The following is a 15,836-nucleotide window of genomic DNA, read 5'->3' on the forward strand; positions in this document are numbered from 1 at the left end:
ATGCAGGGCAATCGAATGCTGGTGGACGGCGGCATCCTCAACCCGTTGCCGATCGTGCCGGTGGTGTCGAGCCATTGCGACCTGATCATCGCGGTCAACCTCAACTCCACCAACCAGCGTCACTATCAACTGCCGGTGATCCAGCGCCCGGCGGCATTCAAGACTCGCTTCGACAGCCTGATCAGCTCGCTGGGCTCGAAATTGCCTTTCCGCCGCAAACAGGCGGAGCAATTGCTGCTTCTCGAAAAGGAAGCGCTGATGGCAGAAGCGGCCGAGATCAACCCGTGGATCGAATCCGCCCAGCCCGAAGCCCAGCAACCGGCGGCGGCCCCGGAAAGCGACGGCGCACCGAAATCCGCCACCGGGTCGTTCATCATCGACAACGTCGGGCCGGCATCTTTGCTGGACCTGATCAACCAGAGTTTCGAGGTAATGCAGACCTCATTGGCGCAGTACAAGATTGCCGGGTATCCACCGGATATCCTGATCAACGTGCCCAAGCGGGTGTGCCGTTTTTTCGAGTTCTACAAGGCGCCGGAGTTGATCGCGCTGGGGCGGGAGATTGCCCGGGATACGCTGGATCGGTATGAGAGTGAGCGCAATGAAGATTGGCGGTAAAGCGTACTGACGATCGTTCCCACGCAGAGCATGGGAGCGATCAACAGAACTAAAGGCTGACTTCACTCAACAACCGATACCCCACCCCCGCCTCGGTGACGATGAACCGCGGCTGAGTCGGATCATCCGCCAGTTTCTGCCGCAAATGCCCGACTACGATCCGCAGATAGTGGCTGTCCTCGGTGTGGGTCGGGCCCCAGATGTCCTTGAGCAATTGCTGCTGGGTGATCACCCGCCCCGGATGCCGCGCCAGTTGCGCCAGCACCGCATACTCCTTGCGCGTCAGCGCCACTTCGGCGCCGTCCAATAGCACCCGGCGATAAGCCAGGTCGACAGTGAGCGGACCGAAATTGAGCGCCGCTTCCTGGGCCTCACCCGTTGGCGCCTGACGCAGCAAGGCGCGCACCCTGGCGAGAAACTCCTGGATGCCGAACGGCTTGGTCACGTAGTCGTTGGCGCCGCCATCCAGCGCCTGGACTTTCTGTCCTTCACTCGCGCGCACCGAGAGCACCAGTACCGGCACCGTCGACCACTCGCGAAACTCGCGCAATACCTGCTGGCCGTCCATGTCCGGCAGGCCGAGGTCGAGCACCAGCAGGTCGGGTTTGTTCAATGCGGCCTGGGCCAGGCCTTCCGTGCCGGTGCCGGCCTCCAGCACTTTGTAGCCTTGGGAGGCGAGGCTGATGCGCAGGAATTTACGGATCTGCGGTTCGTCGTCAATGACCAAAATGGTCGCGGTCTGGCTCATGAATTCACATCAACACAAAGAGGTGGCAAGAGAGTAGCGCAGGCGGGATCAGGCTTCACTGTCCAATCCCGGCTGAGTCTGCAACGGCAAGTGCAGCGTGATGCAGGTGCCGCGCCCTTCGATGCCGTCGGCGACGCTGATCCGCCCGCCATGGGCACCGACCATACCCTGACAGATCGCCAGCCCCAACCCCGTACCCTGCCCGCCGCGATCGCCACGAGCAGCGGTGTAGAACATGTCGAAAACCTTCGCCCGTTCCTCTTCCGGAATCCCCGGCCCCTCATCGCTCACCGAAAAAAACAGCTCGCTGTCAGTGGCGCCGGCGCGCAATTCAAGACGTCCGTGGGGCGGTGAGAAACGCGCGGCGTTTTCCAGCACATTGACCAGTGCTTGCTCGATCAACGCGGCATGCACATAGAGCAGCGGCAGTTCGGCCGGCACTTCGGTCACGACGTGCAACGACGCCAGCACCGCGCGCAGACGATTGAGTGCACTGCCGACGATGTCTGCCGGCGATACCCAGTCCCGCGCCAGCTTCAGGGCGCCGTGACCGAGGCGAGTCATGTCCAGCAGGTTTTGGATGTAGCGATCCAGCCGTTCGGCTTCATCGCGGGTGCCTTCGAGCAGTTCGCGACGGTCCGCAAGCGGAATCGCCTCGCCCAGTGCCAACAGGCTGTCGATGCTGCCGCGCATGGAGGTCAACGGCGTGCGCAAATCGTGGGACACCGACGCCAGCAGCGCGCTGCGCAACTGTTCGGTTTCGCCATGCAAGCGCGCGGCCTCAAGGTCATCGGCCAGTTGCGCCCGGGCCAACGCCTGGGCCAACGGTTGGCTCAGCGCGGTCAGCAAGCGCCGACGCTGGCCACTCAGGGTCTGGCCTTCTTTGGCACACACGCCGAGCAATGCCAGCGGCCCGTCGTCCACCGACAATGGCCACCACCACCAACGTCCGAACGGTAAGGTGCCGGTGCCCGCGCCTGCCGGTTGATCGTGTTGCCAGGCCCAATCGGCGGCGGCGCGCTCGGCCTCGGAAAACTCCAGCGGCCCACCGGTTTCGACTTTCCAGCCGCTCTGGCCATCACGATTGAGCAGGCACAGTTTCAGGTCGCTCCAGCCGTTGAGATGCTGGGCCGCAGCGCTGACCACGGCCTGACGGTCGGTGGCGGCGGTGAGTTTGCGCGACAGGTCGAGCAGTTCGCTGGTCTCTTCCTGAGTGTCGCGCAAGGCTTCCAGTTGCCGCCGTTGCCGCGCGGCAAGGTTACCGGTCAGGGCCGCCATCAGCAGGAAGAACAGCAAGGTCAGCACGTCTTCTTCGCGCTGGATGGCAAATGAAAATTTCGGTGGAATGAACAGAAAGTCATAAGTCAGAAACGACAGCGCCGCACAGGCCAGCGCCGGGCCAAGACTGCTGCGCACCGCCACCAGCAACACCGCCGCAAGGAACACCAACGAAATGTTGGGCAGCGGCAAGACGCTCGACACCGCCCAGGCCAGGGCACTGGCGAGCACCGTCGCCACCAGCGCCAAGGCGTAATCGAACCACACCAGCGACTGCACCGAACGCTGACGTGGCTGATGCTGTTCGTGATCGCTGTCGAGCACGTTGATTTCCAGCCCGCGAGCATCGCGCAGCAAGCGCGACGCCAGACCGCCGCCGAACAACCGTCGACGCAAACGCTGGCGTGACTGGCCCACCAGCACCAGGCTGGCACGACGTTCGGCGGCGTGCTGGATCAGGGTTTTCGCCACCTCACCGGCGCGCAGCAACACCACTTCGCCACCGAGGCGTTCGGCCAGTTGCTGGGCACTTTGCAGGCGCAGGCGCGACTGTTCGTCACGCACCCGGCCGTTGTCCACATGCACCAGGCTCCACGGCAGATGCCGCCGCTGGGCGACGCGACTGGCGTGACGCACCAGACGCTCGGCCTGCGCATCGCCATCGACGCCCACCAGCAAGCGACCACGCACCGCTGGCGCCGCTTGCCCCAACTGGCGATACCCCTGCGCCAAATCGTTATCGACCTGAGCGGCGGCGGTTTGCATCGCCAGTTCGCGCAGGGCGGTGAGGTTGGTCTGGGTGAAGAACGCATCGATGGCCGCCCGCGCCTGCTCCGGCACGTAGACTTTGCCGTCGCGCAGACGCTCCAGCAACTCGCGCGGCGGCAGGTCGATCAGCAGCAGTTCGTAGGCTTCTTGCAACACCCAGTCCGGCAGGGTTTCACGCACCTGTACGCCGGTGATGCCGCGCACCTGGTCGTTGAGGCTTTCCAGATGCTGGACGTTGACCGTGGTGAACACGTCAATGCCGGCAGCCAGCAATTCCTGGATGTCTTGCCAGCGTTTGGTGTGACGGCTGCCGGGGGCATTGGTGTGGGCCAGTTCGTCGACCAGCACCAGTTTCGGTTTGGCGGCGAGCAAGCCATCGAGGTCCATTTCTTCGAGCATTACGCCACGGTATTCCGAGCGCACCAACGGCTGCTGCGGTAAACCGGCGAGGAGTGCTTCGGTTTCGGCGCGGCCATGGGTTTCAACCACCCCGGCCAGGACTTTCACGCCTTGGCGCAGTTGAGTGTGGGCGGCCTGGAGCATGGCGTAGGTCTTGCCGACCCCCGGAGCGGCGCCCAGGAACACCTTGAGCCGGCCGCGGCCATCGCGGGGCAGGTCTGCTAACAGCGCGTCGGCGCGGCCGGAGTCACTCATCTGTCATTGCCTTGTTCACTTTGTTGATCGTTCCCATGCTCTGCGTGGGAATGCAGCCAGGGACGCTCCGCGTCCCAGTCGAAGCGGACGCAGAGCGTCCATAGATGCATTCCCACGCAGAGCGAGGGAACGATCCTTCCAACCTTCCAACCTTTACAACTTTTCCAGCGCCGCATTCAACTCAAACACATTCACCACCGGCGGCCCCACCAACGGCCGCTCGATGTGCGCATCCAGCAGTTGTTCAAGCGTAGACACCGGCAGATTGCGCGCTGCCGCGACACGCGCCAGTTGATAGGTAATCGACTCTGGTGGCAAGTGCGGATCGAGGCCGCTGCCGGAGGTGGTCAGCATGGCCAACGGCACCGGTCCCTGCCCGGCCACCTGCAGCTTATTGGCCTCCTCGATCACCCGAGTGGCCAGCGCCGGATTACTCGGCGAAAGGTTGCTGGCGCTGCTCGACACAGTGGCAAAGGCACCGGCCGATGGCCGTGGGTGGAACCAGGCGTCGCCGACAAAATCCTGGGCAATCAGCGACGAGCCACGGACCTTGCCGTCGGCGTCGCGCACCAGGCTGCCATTGGCCTGGTCCGGGAAGGCAACCTGGGCAACGCCGGTCACCACCAAGGGGTAAGCGACGCCGGTGATCAGGGTCATCAGCACCAGCAGGCTCAGGGCCGGACGTATCAGTGTGGACATTTCAAAATCCTCGATTCGATAAAAAACTCAGGTCTGGATGCTACTGCTCAGGCAATAGTTCTTCTTGTGGTGAGGGGGCTTGCCCCCGTTGGGTTGCGCAGCAGCCCCAATACGGCAACCGCGAGCTGTCTGGCCCAACGAGTTGGCTGGTTTCAGGACTGCTACGCAGTCCAACGGGGGCAAGCCCCCTCACCACAAAAGCTCCCTCGCCACAAAAGCCCCTGCCTCAAACAACAACCGCTAAACCAGATGCAACGCCGTCAACAGCATGTCGATCGCCTTGATGCCCACGAACGGCACCAGAATCCCGCCCAGTCCATAGATCAGCAGATTGCGTCGCAACAACGCCGCCGCACTCGCCGCCTGCACTCGCACACCGCGCAGCGCCAGTGGAATCAGCACCACAATGATCAGGGCGTTGAACACGATCGCCGACAGAATCGCGCTCTGCGGACTGCGCAGGTGCATGACGTTGAGCACACCCAATTGCGGGTAGATCGAGGCGAACAGCGCCGGCAGGATCGCGAAGTATTTGGCCACGTCGTTGGCGATGGAAAAGGTAGTCAGCGCACCACGGGTCACCAGCAATTCCTTGCCGATCTGCACCACGTCCAACAGCTTGGTCGGGTCGCTGTCGAGGTCGACCATGTTCGCCGCTTCCCGCGCAGCTTGCGTGCCGTCGTTCATCGCCATGCCCACGTCCGCCTGAGCCAGGGCCGGGGCGTCGTTGGCGCCGTCGCCGCACATGGCAACCAGCCGACCGTCGTTCTGCTCATGGCGAATGCGCGCCAGTTTCTTCTCCGGCGTGGCTTCGGCCAGTACGTCATCCACGCCCGCTTCGGCAGCAATCGCGGCGGCGGTCAGCGGGTTGTCGCCGGTAACCATGACCGTGCGAATCCCCAGCTTGCGCAGTTCGGCGAAACGTTCGCGGATGCCGGGTTTGACCACGTCCTTCAGATGAATCACACCGAGCAATTTGCCGTCGGCGCACACCAGCAGAGGCGTACCACCGCTCTGGGCGATCTTGTCGATTTCCCGGGACAGAGCGGGAGCCAGATCAGCGCGTTTCAGGCCGACGAAATTCAGCAGCGAATCCACCGCGCCCTTGCGATAGACCCGGCCCTGATAGTCGACACCGGACAGGCGGGTTTCAGCGCTGAACGGCACGGCGGTCAGTACTTYGGGGGACGGTTCGGGGTGCGAGTGAAGACCGCGCAGGTACTCGACGATGGATTTGCCTTCAGCGGTGTCATCGGCCAGAGAGGCGAACAACGCGCCTTCGGCCAGTTCCTTGGCGCTGACGCCTAGTGCGGCATAAACCGCGCTGCAGCGACGGTTGCCGAAGGTGATGGTGCCGGTCTTGTCSAGCAGCAGGACGTGCACGTCCCCCGCCGCTTCCACGGCGCGACCGGATTTGGCGATCACGTTCAGGCGCACCAGACGGTCCATCCCGGCGATACCGATGGCCGACAGCAAGCCACCAATGGTGGTCGGAATCAGCGTGACCAACAGCGCCACCAGGAACACCAGCGGCAGGTTGCCGTTGGCGAAGTGGGCGAACGGTTGCAGGGTCACCACCACCAGCAGGAAGATCAGGGTCAGGCCGATCAGCAGGATATCCAGCGCGACTTCGTTCGGGGTTTTCTGGCGTTTGGCGCCCTCGACCAGCGCGATCATGCGGTCGAGGGTCGACTCGCCGGGGTTGGCGGTGATGCGCACCAGCAGCCAGTCCGACACCAGTCGAGTGTTGCCGGTGACGGCCGAACGGTCGCCGCCGGACTCGCGAATCACGGGCGCCGATTCACCGGTAATCGCCGCTTCGTTGACCGCCGCGATGCCTTCGATCACCTCGCCGTCGCCGGGAATCATCTCCCCCGCTTCGACGCGCACCACGTCGCCCTTGCGCAGGCTACTGGCGGGCACTACCTGAAAGCTGCCATTGGCACTTTTGCGCCGGGCGCTCAAGCCAACACTGCCGGCCTTGAGACTGTCGGCGCGGGCCTTGCCGCGACCTTCGGCCAACGCTTCGGCGAAGTTGGCGAACAGTACGGTGAACCACAACCACAACGCGATTTGCGCGGCGACGAAGGTCGGCACGGCGCTGTCGGGAATTTAGATCCTCAGAAGCCCATGCTCAAGTGTTCAGCGATAGGACCCAGCGCCAGTGTCGGCAAGAAGGTCAAACCACCCACCAGCAAAATGGTCACGGTCAGCAAGGTCACGAACAGCGGGCCATGGGTGGGGAAGCTGTTCTGGCCAATCGGCGCGGTTTTCTTCATCGCCAGGCTGCCGGCCAGGGCCAGCACCGGAAGGATGTAACCGAAGCGCCCGATCAACATGCCCAGCCCCAGCATCAGGTTGTGGAACGCGGTGTTGGCACCAAAGCCGCCGAAGGCAGAACCGTTGTTGGCACTGGCCGAGGTGTAGGCGTAGAGCAACTGGCTGAAGCCGTGAGCGCCGGGGTTGCTCACCGCCGCCACCGGGCCTGGCAGGCTGGCGGCAATCGCGCCGAGCACCAGCACGCCGACCGGCATCACCAGCAAGGTCACCACCAGCAGCTGAACTTCCCGGGCTTGCAGTTTCTTGCCGAGGTATTCCGGCGTACGGCCGATCATCAGGCCGGCGAGGAACACCGCGATCAATACGTTGAGCAACATGCCGTAGAGCCCGGCACCGACGCCGCCGAATATCACTTCGCCGACCATCATGTTGACCATCGCGACCATGCCACTCAGCGGGTTGAGGCTGTCGTGCATGCCGTTGACCGAACCGTTGGACGCTGCGGTAGTGGTCACCGACCACAGCACGGTGGCGGTGGTGCCGAAACGCGCTTCCTTGCCTTCCAGCGGCGCGGTCTGTTCGACGGCGACGTTGGCCAGGGTCGGATTGGGTTGGTATTCAGCCCACAGCGAAGTCGCGCCGCCGATCAAAAACAGCGCCAGCATGCAGGCGATGATCGCGCGGCTCTGACGCAGGTCTTTGACGTAATGGCCGAAGGTGAACACCAGCGCCACCGGGATCAGRATGATCGASGYGACTTCGAACAGGTTGCTCCASGCCGTCGGRTTCTCGAACGGRTGYGCCGAGTTGACGCCGAAGAAGCCACCGCCGTTGGTGCCCAGTTGCTTGATCGCAATCTGGCTGGCGGCCGGGCCGAGCGGGATCACCTGATCGACGCCTTGCATCGTCACGGCATTCACATACTGCGCGAAGGTTTGCGGCACGCCCTGCCACACCAGATACAGCGCCAGCAGCAAGCACAGAGGCAGCAGGCCGTAGAGGGTGGCGCGGGTCATGTCGACCCAGAAGTTGCCCAAGGTCTTGGTCGACTTGCGACCGATGCCGCGACACAGTGCAACCAGAACCGCCAGGCCGGTGGCGGCGCTGACGAAGTTCTGCACGGTGAGACCAACCATCTGGCTCAAGTAGCTCAGGGATGCTTCGCCACTGTAGGACTGCCAGTTGGTATTGGTCATGAAGCTGACAGCGGTATTGAACGCCAGCGTCCACTCCTGGCCAGGCAGGTTTTGCGGGTTCAGTGGCAAGTGATCCTGGAACATCAGGATCGCGAACAACAGTAAAAAGCCCGCGAGGTTGAAGGCGAGCAAGGCCAGGGTGTATTTCTGCCAACTCTGTTCGGCCTGCGGATCGACACCGGCCACCCGATAGCAGCCACGCTCCACCGGGCCGAGAATCGGCGAAAGCCAGGTACGCTGCCCTTCCATCACCTTGTAGTAGAAGCGCCCCAGAAACGGTGCCGGAATCAGCACCACGGCGAAGAAGGCGAGGATCAGCCAATAGTCATAACTGTGCATAGCCGCTCCTAGTTCCGGTCCGCGCGCAACAGCGCAACCAACAGATAAATGAACAGCCCCACTGCCAATAGCAGTGACACTCCGTCCAGAACGCTCATGGAAGTTCTCCGTGTTACGGCGTATTGCCGCGTGTGGAGTGATTGTCGGCAGGGAGGCTGTAAAGGCGCGAGATCGAGGGGTGCGGCGGGGCATAAAGAATGTGTAAAGAGTAACGCTGTTCACTTAAGCGCGATTCTTCAGTCATGCCTACCTTTGTGGCGAGCGAGCTTGCTCGCGTTGGGCTGCGCAGCGGCCCCAAAAACCTGATAACAATCGCCGATTTTTGTGAGCGCTACGCATTCAAGCGGGAGCAAGCTCCCTCGCCACGGGTTACTCACTGACTCAAGACTCTTAGGTGAATAGCATTCATCTTCAGTTTCACCGAGCTGACCACCGCGATTCCCCATGCCGGCGGTCCCTTTGCCTACAGCCGCCGTGCCTTTGGCGAGAAAGGTGGGTTGATTGCCGGGTTGGCGACGCTGATCGAATTCGTCTTCGCGCCACCGACGATTGCCTTGGCGATCGGCGCCTATCTGAACGTGCAGTTTCCCGCCCTGGACCCGAAACACGCAGCGGTCGGGGCGTACATCGTGTTCATGGGCGTGGTCGCCCCGGCGTTCAGTTTCAGCAACTTCGCCCTCAACGGCTGGGCCGGCTCTGATGTGTTCGGTGCGCCGGCGATTGCCGGGATGTTCGCGGCGATCCCGTTCGCCATCTGGTTCTTCCTGGCCATCGAAGGCGCGGCCATGGCCGCCGAAGAAGCCAAGGATCCGAAACGCACGATTCCAAAGGCCTACATCAGCGGCATCCTGACCCTGGTGCTGCTGGCGATGGGCGTGATGTTCTTTGCCGGGGGTGTCGGCGACTGGCGCACCCTGTCGAACATCAACGATCCGCTGCCGCAAGCGATGAAAGCCGTGGTTGGCGAAAGCTCCAGCTGGTTGCACATGCTGGTGTGGATCGGCCTGTTCGGCCTGGTGGCGAGTTTCCACGGGATCATCCTCGGCTACTCGCGGCAGTTCTTCGCCCTCGCCCGGGCCGGTTACTTGCCGGCATCGCTGGCCAAACTGTCGCGTTTCCAGACCCCGCACCGGGCAATCATCGCCGGTGGCGTGATCGGCATCGCCGCGATCTACAGTGACGGCTTGATCAACCTCGGCGGCATGACGCTGACGGCGGCAATGATCACCATGGCGGTATTCGGTGCGATCGTGATGTACATCATGAGCATGCTCAGCCTGTTCAAACTGCGCAAAACCGAACCGAACCTGGAACGCACTTTCCGCGCGCCTTGCTACCCGTTGCTGCCATTCATTGCGCTGGTGTTGGCGGTGGTTTGCCTGGTGGCGATGGCCTGGTTCAACACCTTGATCGGGTTGATCTTCCTCGGCTTCATGGCAGTGGGTTTCGTGTACTTCATGCTGACCGCGCAACTGCGTGCCGATGCGCCGGCGGATGCGATGTTGACCGGGCTCTAAACAGCCGCAGTGCTGCTGTCGGATCAGGCATAGAATGGAACCACTGCGAAATTCCATCGCTCAAAAGTGGTATGCAGGATCGGTTGGCAAAACCCTTGTCCACCGGCCTGCCCTTAAGGAGAACTCCTATGCCCTGGTATGCCTGGTTGATTCTGATCGTTGCCATCGGCTCGATCGTTGGCGGTTTGATGATGCTGCGTGACACCGCCAACAAGGTCGAATTGACTGAAGAGCAACGTAAGCGCGTCGCCGAACGCAACGCGGAAGCGGATGCCAAGGATGCGCAGGACCGCTGACCGAAATTGTGGTGAGGGGGCAAGCCCCCTCGCCACAAAAACCCTTCACTTTTCCCAAGCCGCCTTGGCAATGTGCAAGCCATGCAATCCCTTGTAAGCCGCACGCTCCGGCTGGCTCCAGCCTTCAAGCAACGAATCCTCCAACCGGTAAATTTCTACTCCCAGCGGGCGACAGACGCTCAACGGATCCTGCGCATCCGGCCCCCACATGGCCAGCGACAGATCGCCACCCGGGCAGGTCGATAGCGCACACAAAAGATCAATCTCGGCAAAGAACTCCAGATAGTCGCCCTTCTGCGCCGGGCAGGCTTTCATGAAATACAGGTCGTCGTGGTTCAGGCCGGTGCACTGGAAAATGTTCAACACGTCATGCACATCGAACTCGGTCAGGCCATGGGGCAATACGGCGCGAGTCAGGTTGGAGTGGCAGTGATGATGGAAGTCTTCGCCGGTAAGCATTTTGTTCACGTAAGGATCGCAGCGCGTTCCCAGCAAATCGTGCAAACGCCCGCCGTGTTCGTCGATGCCATAACCGGCCAGGCTGTCGTCGGTAATGGTCACCAGCGGCCGTAAAAATGGCAGGTTCGACCAGAGCCGGTCATGGGTGCTGACATGGGCGCCCTGCAACTGCCGGGTCCGCGCCGCCCACAAGCGCTCGCGCGGATCGTGGGCATTCCAGACGTTGAAATCCCCGACTTGCGGGCCGACCGGGGTCGTGACCCTGAACACATGCCCGGCCGGCACATTCCAGGCGCGACCGGTACGGATCGGCACTTCGAACTGCTCGATCAGCGTGCGCCCCTCTTTCTGGTCGCGGATCCGTTCATAGAAGGCTGTGTCCACCTGCAAGGCCGAGCCTTTGCTGACTTGATAGGCCGCCGGATAGTCTTTGTACATGGCACAAAATCCTCGATCAGTGATGGGAAGAAGGGGCAAGCATCTGCAACAGGAGGTGTTCGGAATCGTCGAGATAACGGCTCATGGCGTCCGCAGCCGCGCGTTTGTCGCCGTCGGCCAGCAACTCATGTATCTGCCGGTCACGCGCCAGCCAGGGCGCCTGAAAACATGATTCATCGGGAGCGGTGCAAAACACCAGGCGCAGTTGCGCGACAACGTTGGTGAAGAACTCATCGAACAACGGACTGCGCAGCAATCCGACGATGTGTTGATGAAAGGCCAGGCTGTGGGTGCCGACGGCGCGCCAGTCCTCACGCTCCCGGGCCAGTTCTGTGGCCTCCAGGGCTTCGAGCATCCGGTCGGACTGATACTCACGCAATGGTTGGCTGGCGCTGATGGCTTGCAGTTCCAGGGTGCGCCGAACCTTGAACAAATCGCGCACATCATCGACACCCAGCCTGCGCACCATCACGCCCTTGTTGCGGACATAGCGGGTCAGCCCTTCCTGCCCCAGACGGTGCAACGCCTCGCGAATGGTGTTGCGCGAGGCGTTGTAGGCCGACACCAGATCGTTTTCCACCAGCGCCATGCCGGGCAGCAAACGACCGCCGATGATGTCAGCGCGCAATTCCAATGTGATGTGGTCGGCCAGGGACAGTCCGCTGCTCATACTCAACGCCTCGTGATTGTTCAACAATCGTCTGCGAATGAGTAATCACTATTCGTGCCATCACCTGCCTGTCGTGAACTAATCCTCCCAGTATTTGAACAATACGCTGGCGTTCACACCGCCGAATCCGAAACCGTTGGACATCGCGTAGTCGATGTTCATTGGTCGCGCCTGACCGTGGACGATGTCCACGCCTTCGGTGGCCGGATCCGGGTTATCGAAGTTGAGCGTGGGCGGCACCACCTGATCTCGCAGTGCCAACAGGGTAAAGATCGCCTCGACTCCGCCTGCGGCGCCGAGCAGATGCCCGGTGGCGGACTTGGTCGACGTCACCGCGATCTTGTTGTCCGAGCCGAACAACGACTTGATGGCCGCCAGCTCTCCCAAATCGCCAACCGGTGTCGAGGTGGCGTGCGCGTTGAGATGCTGCACCTGTGCCGGCGAAATGCCCGCCTGAGCCAGCGCCAGCGACATCGCCCGACGCGCACCGCTGCCATCCTCCGGCCCCGCAGTCAGATGATAGGCATCGGCGCTGGTGCCGTAACCAACCAGCTCGGCCAATGGTTGAGCGCCGCGTGCCAAGGCATGTTCCAGGGATTCGATCACCAGCAGGCCCGAACCCTCGCCCATCACGAAGCCATCGCGCCCACTGTCGAACGGCCGCGAGGCGCGCTCCGGGGTATCGTTGTAGCCGCTGGACAGGGCCCGAGCCGCCGCAAATCCGGCGAGACTGACCCGATCGATCGCTGCTTCCGCGCCGCCACACACCGCAATGTCCGCCTCACCGCAACGAATCAGCCGCGCCGCGTCGCCAATCGCCTGGACCCCGGCCGCGCACGCTGTTACCGGAGCCCCCAAAGGCCCCTTGAAACCGTGCTGGATCGACACATGGCCCGCGGCGAGATTGACCAGAAACGAAGGAATGGTGAACGGCGATAACCGTCGCGGACCACGGCTGTCGGTGGTGCGCACCGCATCGGCAATCGCGCCGAAACCACCCACGCCCGAGCCGATAATAGTGGCCGTGCGCTCCTGGGCATTGGCGTCGAGCGCTTGCCAACCGGCCTGCTCCACGGCCTGACGCGCCGCTTCCATGGCGAACACAATGAAGCGGTCCATCTTCTTCTGCTCTTTGGGCGGCGTCGCCCGATCCGGGTCAAAACCCGCCTCGGCATCTTCCTCCAGAGTCGGCACCACGCCACCGACCTTGGCCGGCAGATCGGCAACCACCTCGTCCGGCAACGCCCGCACCCCGGAGCGTCCAGCCAACATACGCGCCCAAACCGCTTCGACGCCGCTCCCCAACGGACACACCAGGCCCATGCCCGTGACTACCACCCGACGATTACTCATAGCGCAAATACCTCAGTCGATTCATGGCGCCTCACTTGTAACGCGCCGCTGCCATGCTTCTGGACAGATTCGGCGCCATCGCATGACGCGCCGCCATAAAAGCTTCCCACTCGGAGACATTCGGTAACGAAGGAATGGTGATCAGTTCACCCTGATCCAGACCCGACAGCGCCGCGTCGACCATCTCTCCCGCGTCCATGATCATGTCCTCCGGAATCTGGGACGCATCAATACCTGAGCGCTCCAAAATCTCGGTGCGTGTCACTCCCGGCAATACCGCTTGCACTTGGACCCCGGTGCCTTGCAGCTCAGCGTTCAACGACTGAGTCAGGCTCAATACATAAGCCTTGCTCGCGCTGTACGTCGCATTGAACCGCTCAGGAAACAACGCCACCACCGAGGCAATATTGATGATCGAGCCGCGCCCAGCCTTGGCAAAACTGGCAGCTGCAGCCGATGCCAGACGTGTGACTGTTGTAACGTTCAGCTGGATCAGCCGTCCCAGTTGCTCCATGTCTGCGTTTGCCAACAAACCATCGGCAGCTACGCCCGCGTTGTTGAGCAACAGGCTGATACTCGAATCACTGCGAAGCCGTTGCTCCACCTTCAGCACATCATCCCGTTGTGTGAGATCTGCCTTGAGCACCTCCACCTTAATGCCATGCTCGGCGCGCAACGTGCTCGCCGCAGCTTCCAGCCGCTGCTCGTCACGAGCAACCAGCAACAAATCAAAACCACGAGCTGCCAAACGCTCAGCGTAAATTGCACCGATACCGGAGGATGCTCCGGTGACGAGGGCTGTACCTTGGGTCTGGAGAGTGTTCATGAGCGAGCTCCTGAGGATGCGATAGAGAGATGAGCGCCTGGGCGCATCGGCAAATAGGAGAATTATTATAGGCATAATCTTAAGACGATATGATAGTCGTAATTTTTCTGACTCCGATGAAAGGCACGCCACCTCGCTTTACGCCACAATGCAAAAAAGCCGGTCAATGACCGGCCTCTCAGCGTTGATCTTGAAGCTTAGTTCACTTCCAGCTTCTCGCGATTCTTATCCAGGATCGCTTTACCGATGCCTTTCACTTCCAGCAATTCGTCAACGGACGAAAATGGACCATTACTGTCACGATAAGCAACAATCGCCTTGGCCTTGGCTTCCCCGATACCGGACAGCTCACGCTGCAGGGTGGGTGCATCAGCGCCATTAAGATCGACTTTTCCTGTTTGCGCTTTAGGGGAAACTTCCTGCACCAAAGGTGCATTGCCTGTCTCAGGCTTCACCGCAGGCGCGGCTATTGCAGCAATAGAGGCGCTGGTGAGCAGGGCAAAAACCAGGGAGTAGAAATAGCCAGTACGCATAAATGAAGCTCCATGACATCGATTGAGAAAGCAGCTTTTCCGAAGCTGCCTCCCAAACTTAGGCGATGTCTGGAGCCTGTCAAAAATGTGTCAGTTACAGGATGTGAAATAATCAGGGATCGAGGCGGCGCTGCTGGTAGCTTCAGTCAACGATATCGCCATCAGGGGCGTAGCCGCTGACGGTTTCGCGCAGGATCTGGCGGACGCGAGCGTAATCGTCATGATCATCGGATGTTGGGTCGCTGCCACGTTGTCGCGCTCGACCATCGGGACGTGTTTATAAGCGGCAGCGTGGTAGACGGCGTCCACGCCCCAGGTTTTCATCACATCCAGAAGTTTGTCCCGGTGGCGGATGGAACCGAGAATCGGCAACAATTTGACCGAAACCGACTTACGACAAGCGCGCTGCTCCAGTTCCGAGAGGATGCTGTATAGATTGAATTCGCTATGTTCGAACAACAGAAGCGTCGTTGGGCCAAGCGAGAAGATCTGCCGACAACGCTCTACGCCGATCGATCCGCCAGCGGGTTTGTAGACTTGCAACCAGGCAATCGAACGATCCGCGATGCTCGGATCATCATCGATAAAAGCCACGGGACGCAAGACTCGGCCCATGCGAAGTGCTGCAACCAGCTGATTGCCGGCTACGCCTGCACCGTAGATGGCGACTTTGGTGAGGCGATCATCCGGTTGGCGAACGGTACATGCTGCGCGGCGGCGAACCAGTCTCCCATGAAATATTGACGCATGCACAGGCGCAGACCGCCGATGATGACGAGGCTTAGCACCAGTAGTTAAAGACTATTGAGCGGAATAAAGGACTCCGCAATGAAAAATACTCACCGTCTATGGTTATGCCATAAGGTCTATCCGGGTGCGTTTCATTGGCACTGGATCCATGACGACAAGCCCTCTCTATGGTAACGTGCCCCGCAAAACTTAGTGTGGATGGTTGGCTAGCCATCACAGGAGCAACTATATCGCCTCCTGCGGCTTCCATCGACCTAACAAACTGATTTGTTAGTCCAGCATTCAAGGACAGTTCTCGTGCCCCTCCCCCTCGTGGTTGACCTCGACGGAACGTTGTTGCGTTCGGACCTATTAGTAGAAACCGGCATGGCATTTATCCGTCGCCATCCATTTCAGCTCTATAAAACGGTAGGT

General features: G+C 61.2%; 12 protein-coding genes and 3 pseudogenes. 3 read left to right on the forward strand and 12 right to left on the reverse strand.

Annotation, left to right across the window (positions count from 1 at the left end):
• The coding region (locus AC1DLB_RS12395; RefSeq protein ID WP_477785064.1) for a patatin-like phospholipase family protein at nucleotides 1-618 on the forward strand (618 nt) is incomplete at its 5' end.
• Between the two features lie 49 nt (nucleotides 619-667).
• On the opposite strand, the gene AC1DLB_RS12400 is transcribed toward AC1DLB_RS12395, so the two are convergent.
• The 6 genes and pseudogenes from AC1DLB_RS12400 to kdpF form a co-directional block, all read right to left on the reverse strand.
• Complete coding sequence (locus AC1DLB_RS12400) at nucleotides 668-1,366, reverse strand: response regulator (protein WP_064616704.1); 699 nt, start codon at nucleotides 1,364-1,366, stop codon at nucleotides 668-670.
• Between the two features lie 48 nt (nucleotides 1,367-1,414).
• Nucleotides 1,415-4,066: a sensor histidine kinase gene (locus AC1DLB_RS12405; protein ID WP_064616702.1), complete on the reverse strand. Its 2,652-nt coding sequence runs from the start codon at nucleotides 4,064-4,066 to the stop codon at nucleotides 1,415-1,417.
• 153 nt (nucleotides 4,067-4,219) lie between these two features.
• Complete coding sequence (kdpC, locus tag AC1DLB_RS12410; protein ID WP_064616700.1) at nucleotides 4,220-4,765, reverse strand: potassium-transporting ATPase subunit KdpC; 546 nt, start codon at nucleotides 4,763-4,765, stop codon at nucleotides 4,220-4,222.
• Nucleotides 4,766-5,005: 240 nt separating this feature from the next.
• Nucleotides 5,006-6,877: pseudogene (gene kdpB / locus AC1DLB_RS12415) on the reverse strand (potassium-transporting ATPase subunit KdpB); the annotation flags it as partial.
• An 8-nt stretch (nucleotides 6,878-6,885) separates the two neighbouring features.
• On the reverse strand, nucleotides 6,886-8,580 hold the full coding sequence (gene kdpA, locus AC1DLB_RS12420; protein ID WP_477785065.1) for a potassium-transporting ATPase subunit KdpA: 1,695 nt from the start codon (nucleotides 8,578-8,580) through the stop codon (nucleotides 6,886-6,888).
• A gap of 8 nt (nucleotides 8,581-8,588) precedes the next feature.
• Nucleotides 8,589-8,678 (reverse strand): K(+)-transporting ATPase subunit F, encoded by a 90-nt coding sequence (kdpF, locus tag AC1DLB_RS12425; RefSeq protein ID WP_007899818.1) that lies wholly within the window; start codon nucleotides 8,676-8,678, stop codon nucleotides 8,589-8,591.
• A gap of 306 nt (nucleotides 8,679-8,984) precedes the next feature.
• On the opposite strand from kdpF, the pseudogene AC1DLB_RS12430 reads away from it, so the two are divergent.
• Nucleotides 8,985-10,097 (forward strand): annotated as a pseudogene (locus AC1DLB_RS12430) (amino acid permease); the annotation flags it as partial.
• Nucleotides 10,098-10,225: 128 nt separating this feature from the next.
• Nucleotides 10,226-10,393, forward strand: a complete 168-nt coding sequence (locus AC1DLB_RS12435) for a DUF2897 family protein (RefSeq protein WP_008006000.1) — start codon at nucleotides 10,226-10,228, stop codon at nucleotides 10,391-10,393.
• Between the two features lie 45 nt (nucleotides 10,394-10,438).
• On the opposite strand, the gene AC1DLB_RS12440 is transcribed toward AC1DLB_RS12435, so the two are convergent.
• From AC1DLB_RS12440 to AC1DLB_RS12465, 6 genes and pseudogenes are all read right to left on the reverse strand, one after another.
• Nucleotides 10,439-11,290, reverse strand: coding sequence for an urea carboxylase-associated family protein (locus AC1DLB_RS12440; RefSeq protein ID WP_064616696.1), 852 nt, complete (start codon nucleotides 11,288-11,290; stop codon nucleotides 10,439-10,441).
• 16 nt (nucleotides 11,291-11,306) lie between these two features.
• Nucleotides 11,307-11,960: a GntR family transcriptional regulator gene (locus AC1DLB_RS12445; protein ID WP_477743450.1), complete on the reverse strand. Its 654-nt coding sequence runs from the start codon at nucleotides 11,958-11,960 to the stop codon at nucleotides 11,307-11,309.
• Between the two features lie 78 nt (nucleotides 11,961-12,038).
• Nucleotides 12,039-13,313: a beta-ketoacyl-ACP synthase II gene (gene fabF / locus AC1DLB_RS12450; RefSeq protein WP_111454879.1), complete on the reverse strand. Its 1,275-nt coding sequence runs from the start codon at nucleotides 13,311-13,313 to the stop codon at nucleotides 12,039-12,041.
• Between the two features lie 31 nt (nucleotides 13,314-13,344).
• Complete coding sequence (locus tag AC1DLB_RS12455) at nucleotides 13,345-14,139, reverse strand: SDR family NAD(P)-dependent oxidoreductase (RefSeq protein ID WP_477743451.1); 795 nt, start codon at nucleotides 14,137-14,139, stop codon at nucleotides 13,345-13,347.
• 197 nt (nucleotides 14,140-14,336) lie between these two features.
• The gene (locus tag AC1DLB_RS12460; RefSeq protein WP_064616688.1) at nucleotides 14,337-14,672 is read right to left on the reverse strand and encodes a ComEA family DNA-binding protein; all 336 of its coding nucleotides are present in this window, start codon (nucleotides 14,670-14,672) and stop codon (nucleotides 14,337-14,339) included.
• A 198-nt stretch (nucleotides 14,673-14,870) separates the two neighbouring features.
• A pseudogene (locus tag AC1DLB_RS12465) lies at nucleotides 14,871-15,483 on the reverse strand (nucleoside-diphosphate sugar epimerase/dehydratase); the annotation flags it as partial.
• Nucleotides 15,484-15,836 lie beyond the last annotated feature (353 nt).

The sequence above is a fragment of the Pseudomonas sp. 05N434 genome, from assembly GCF_056396965.1.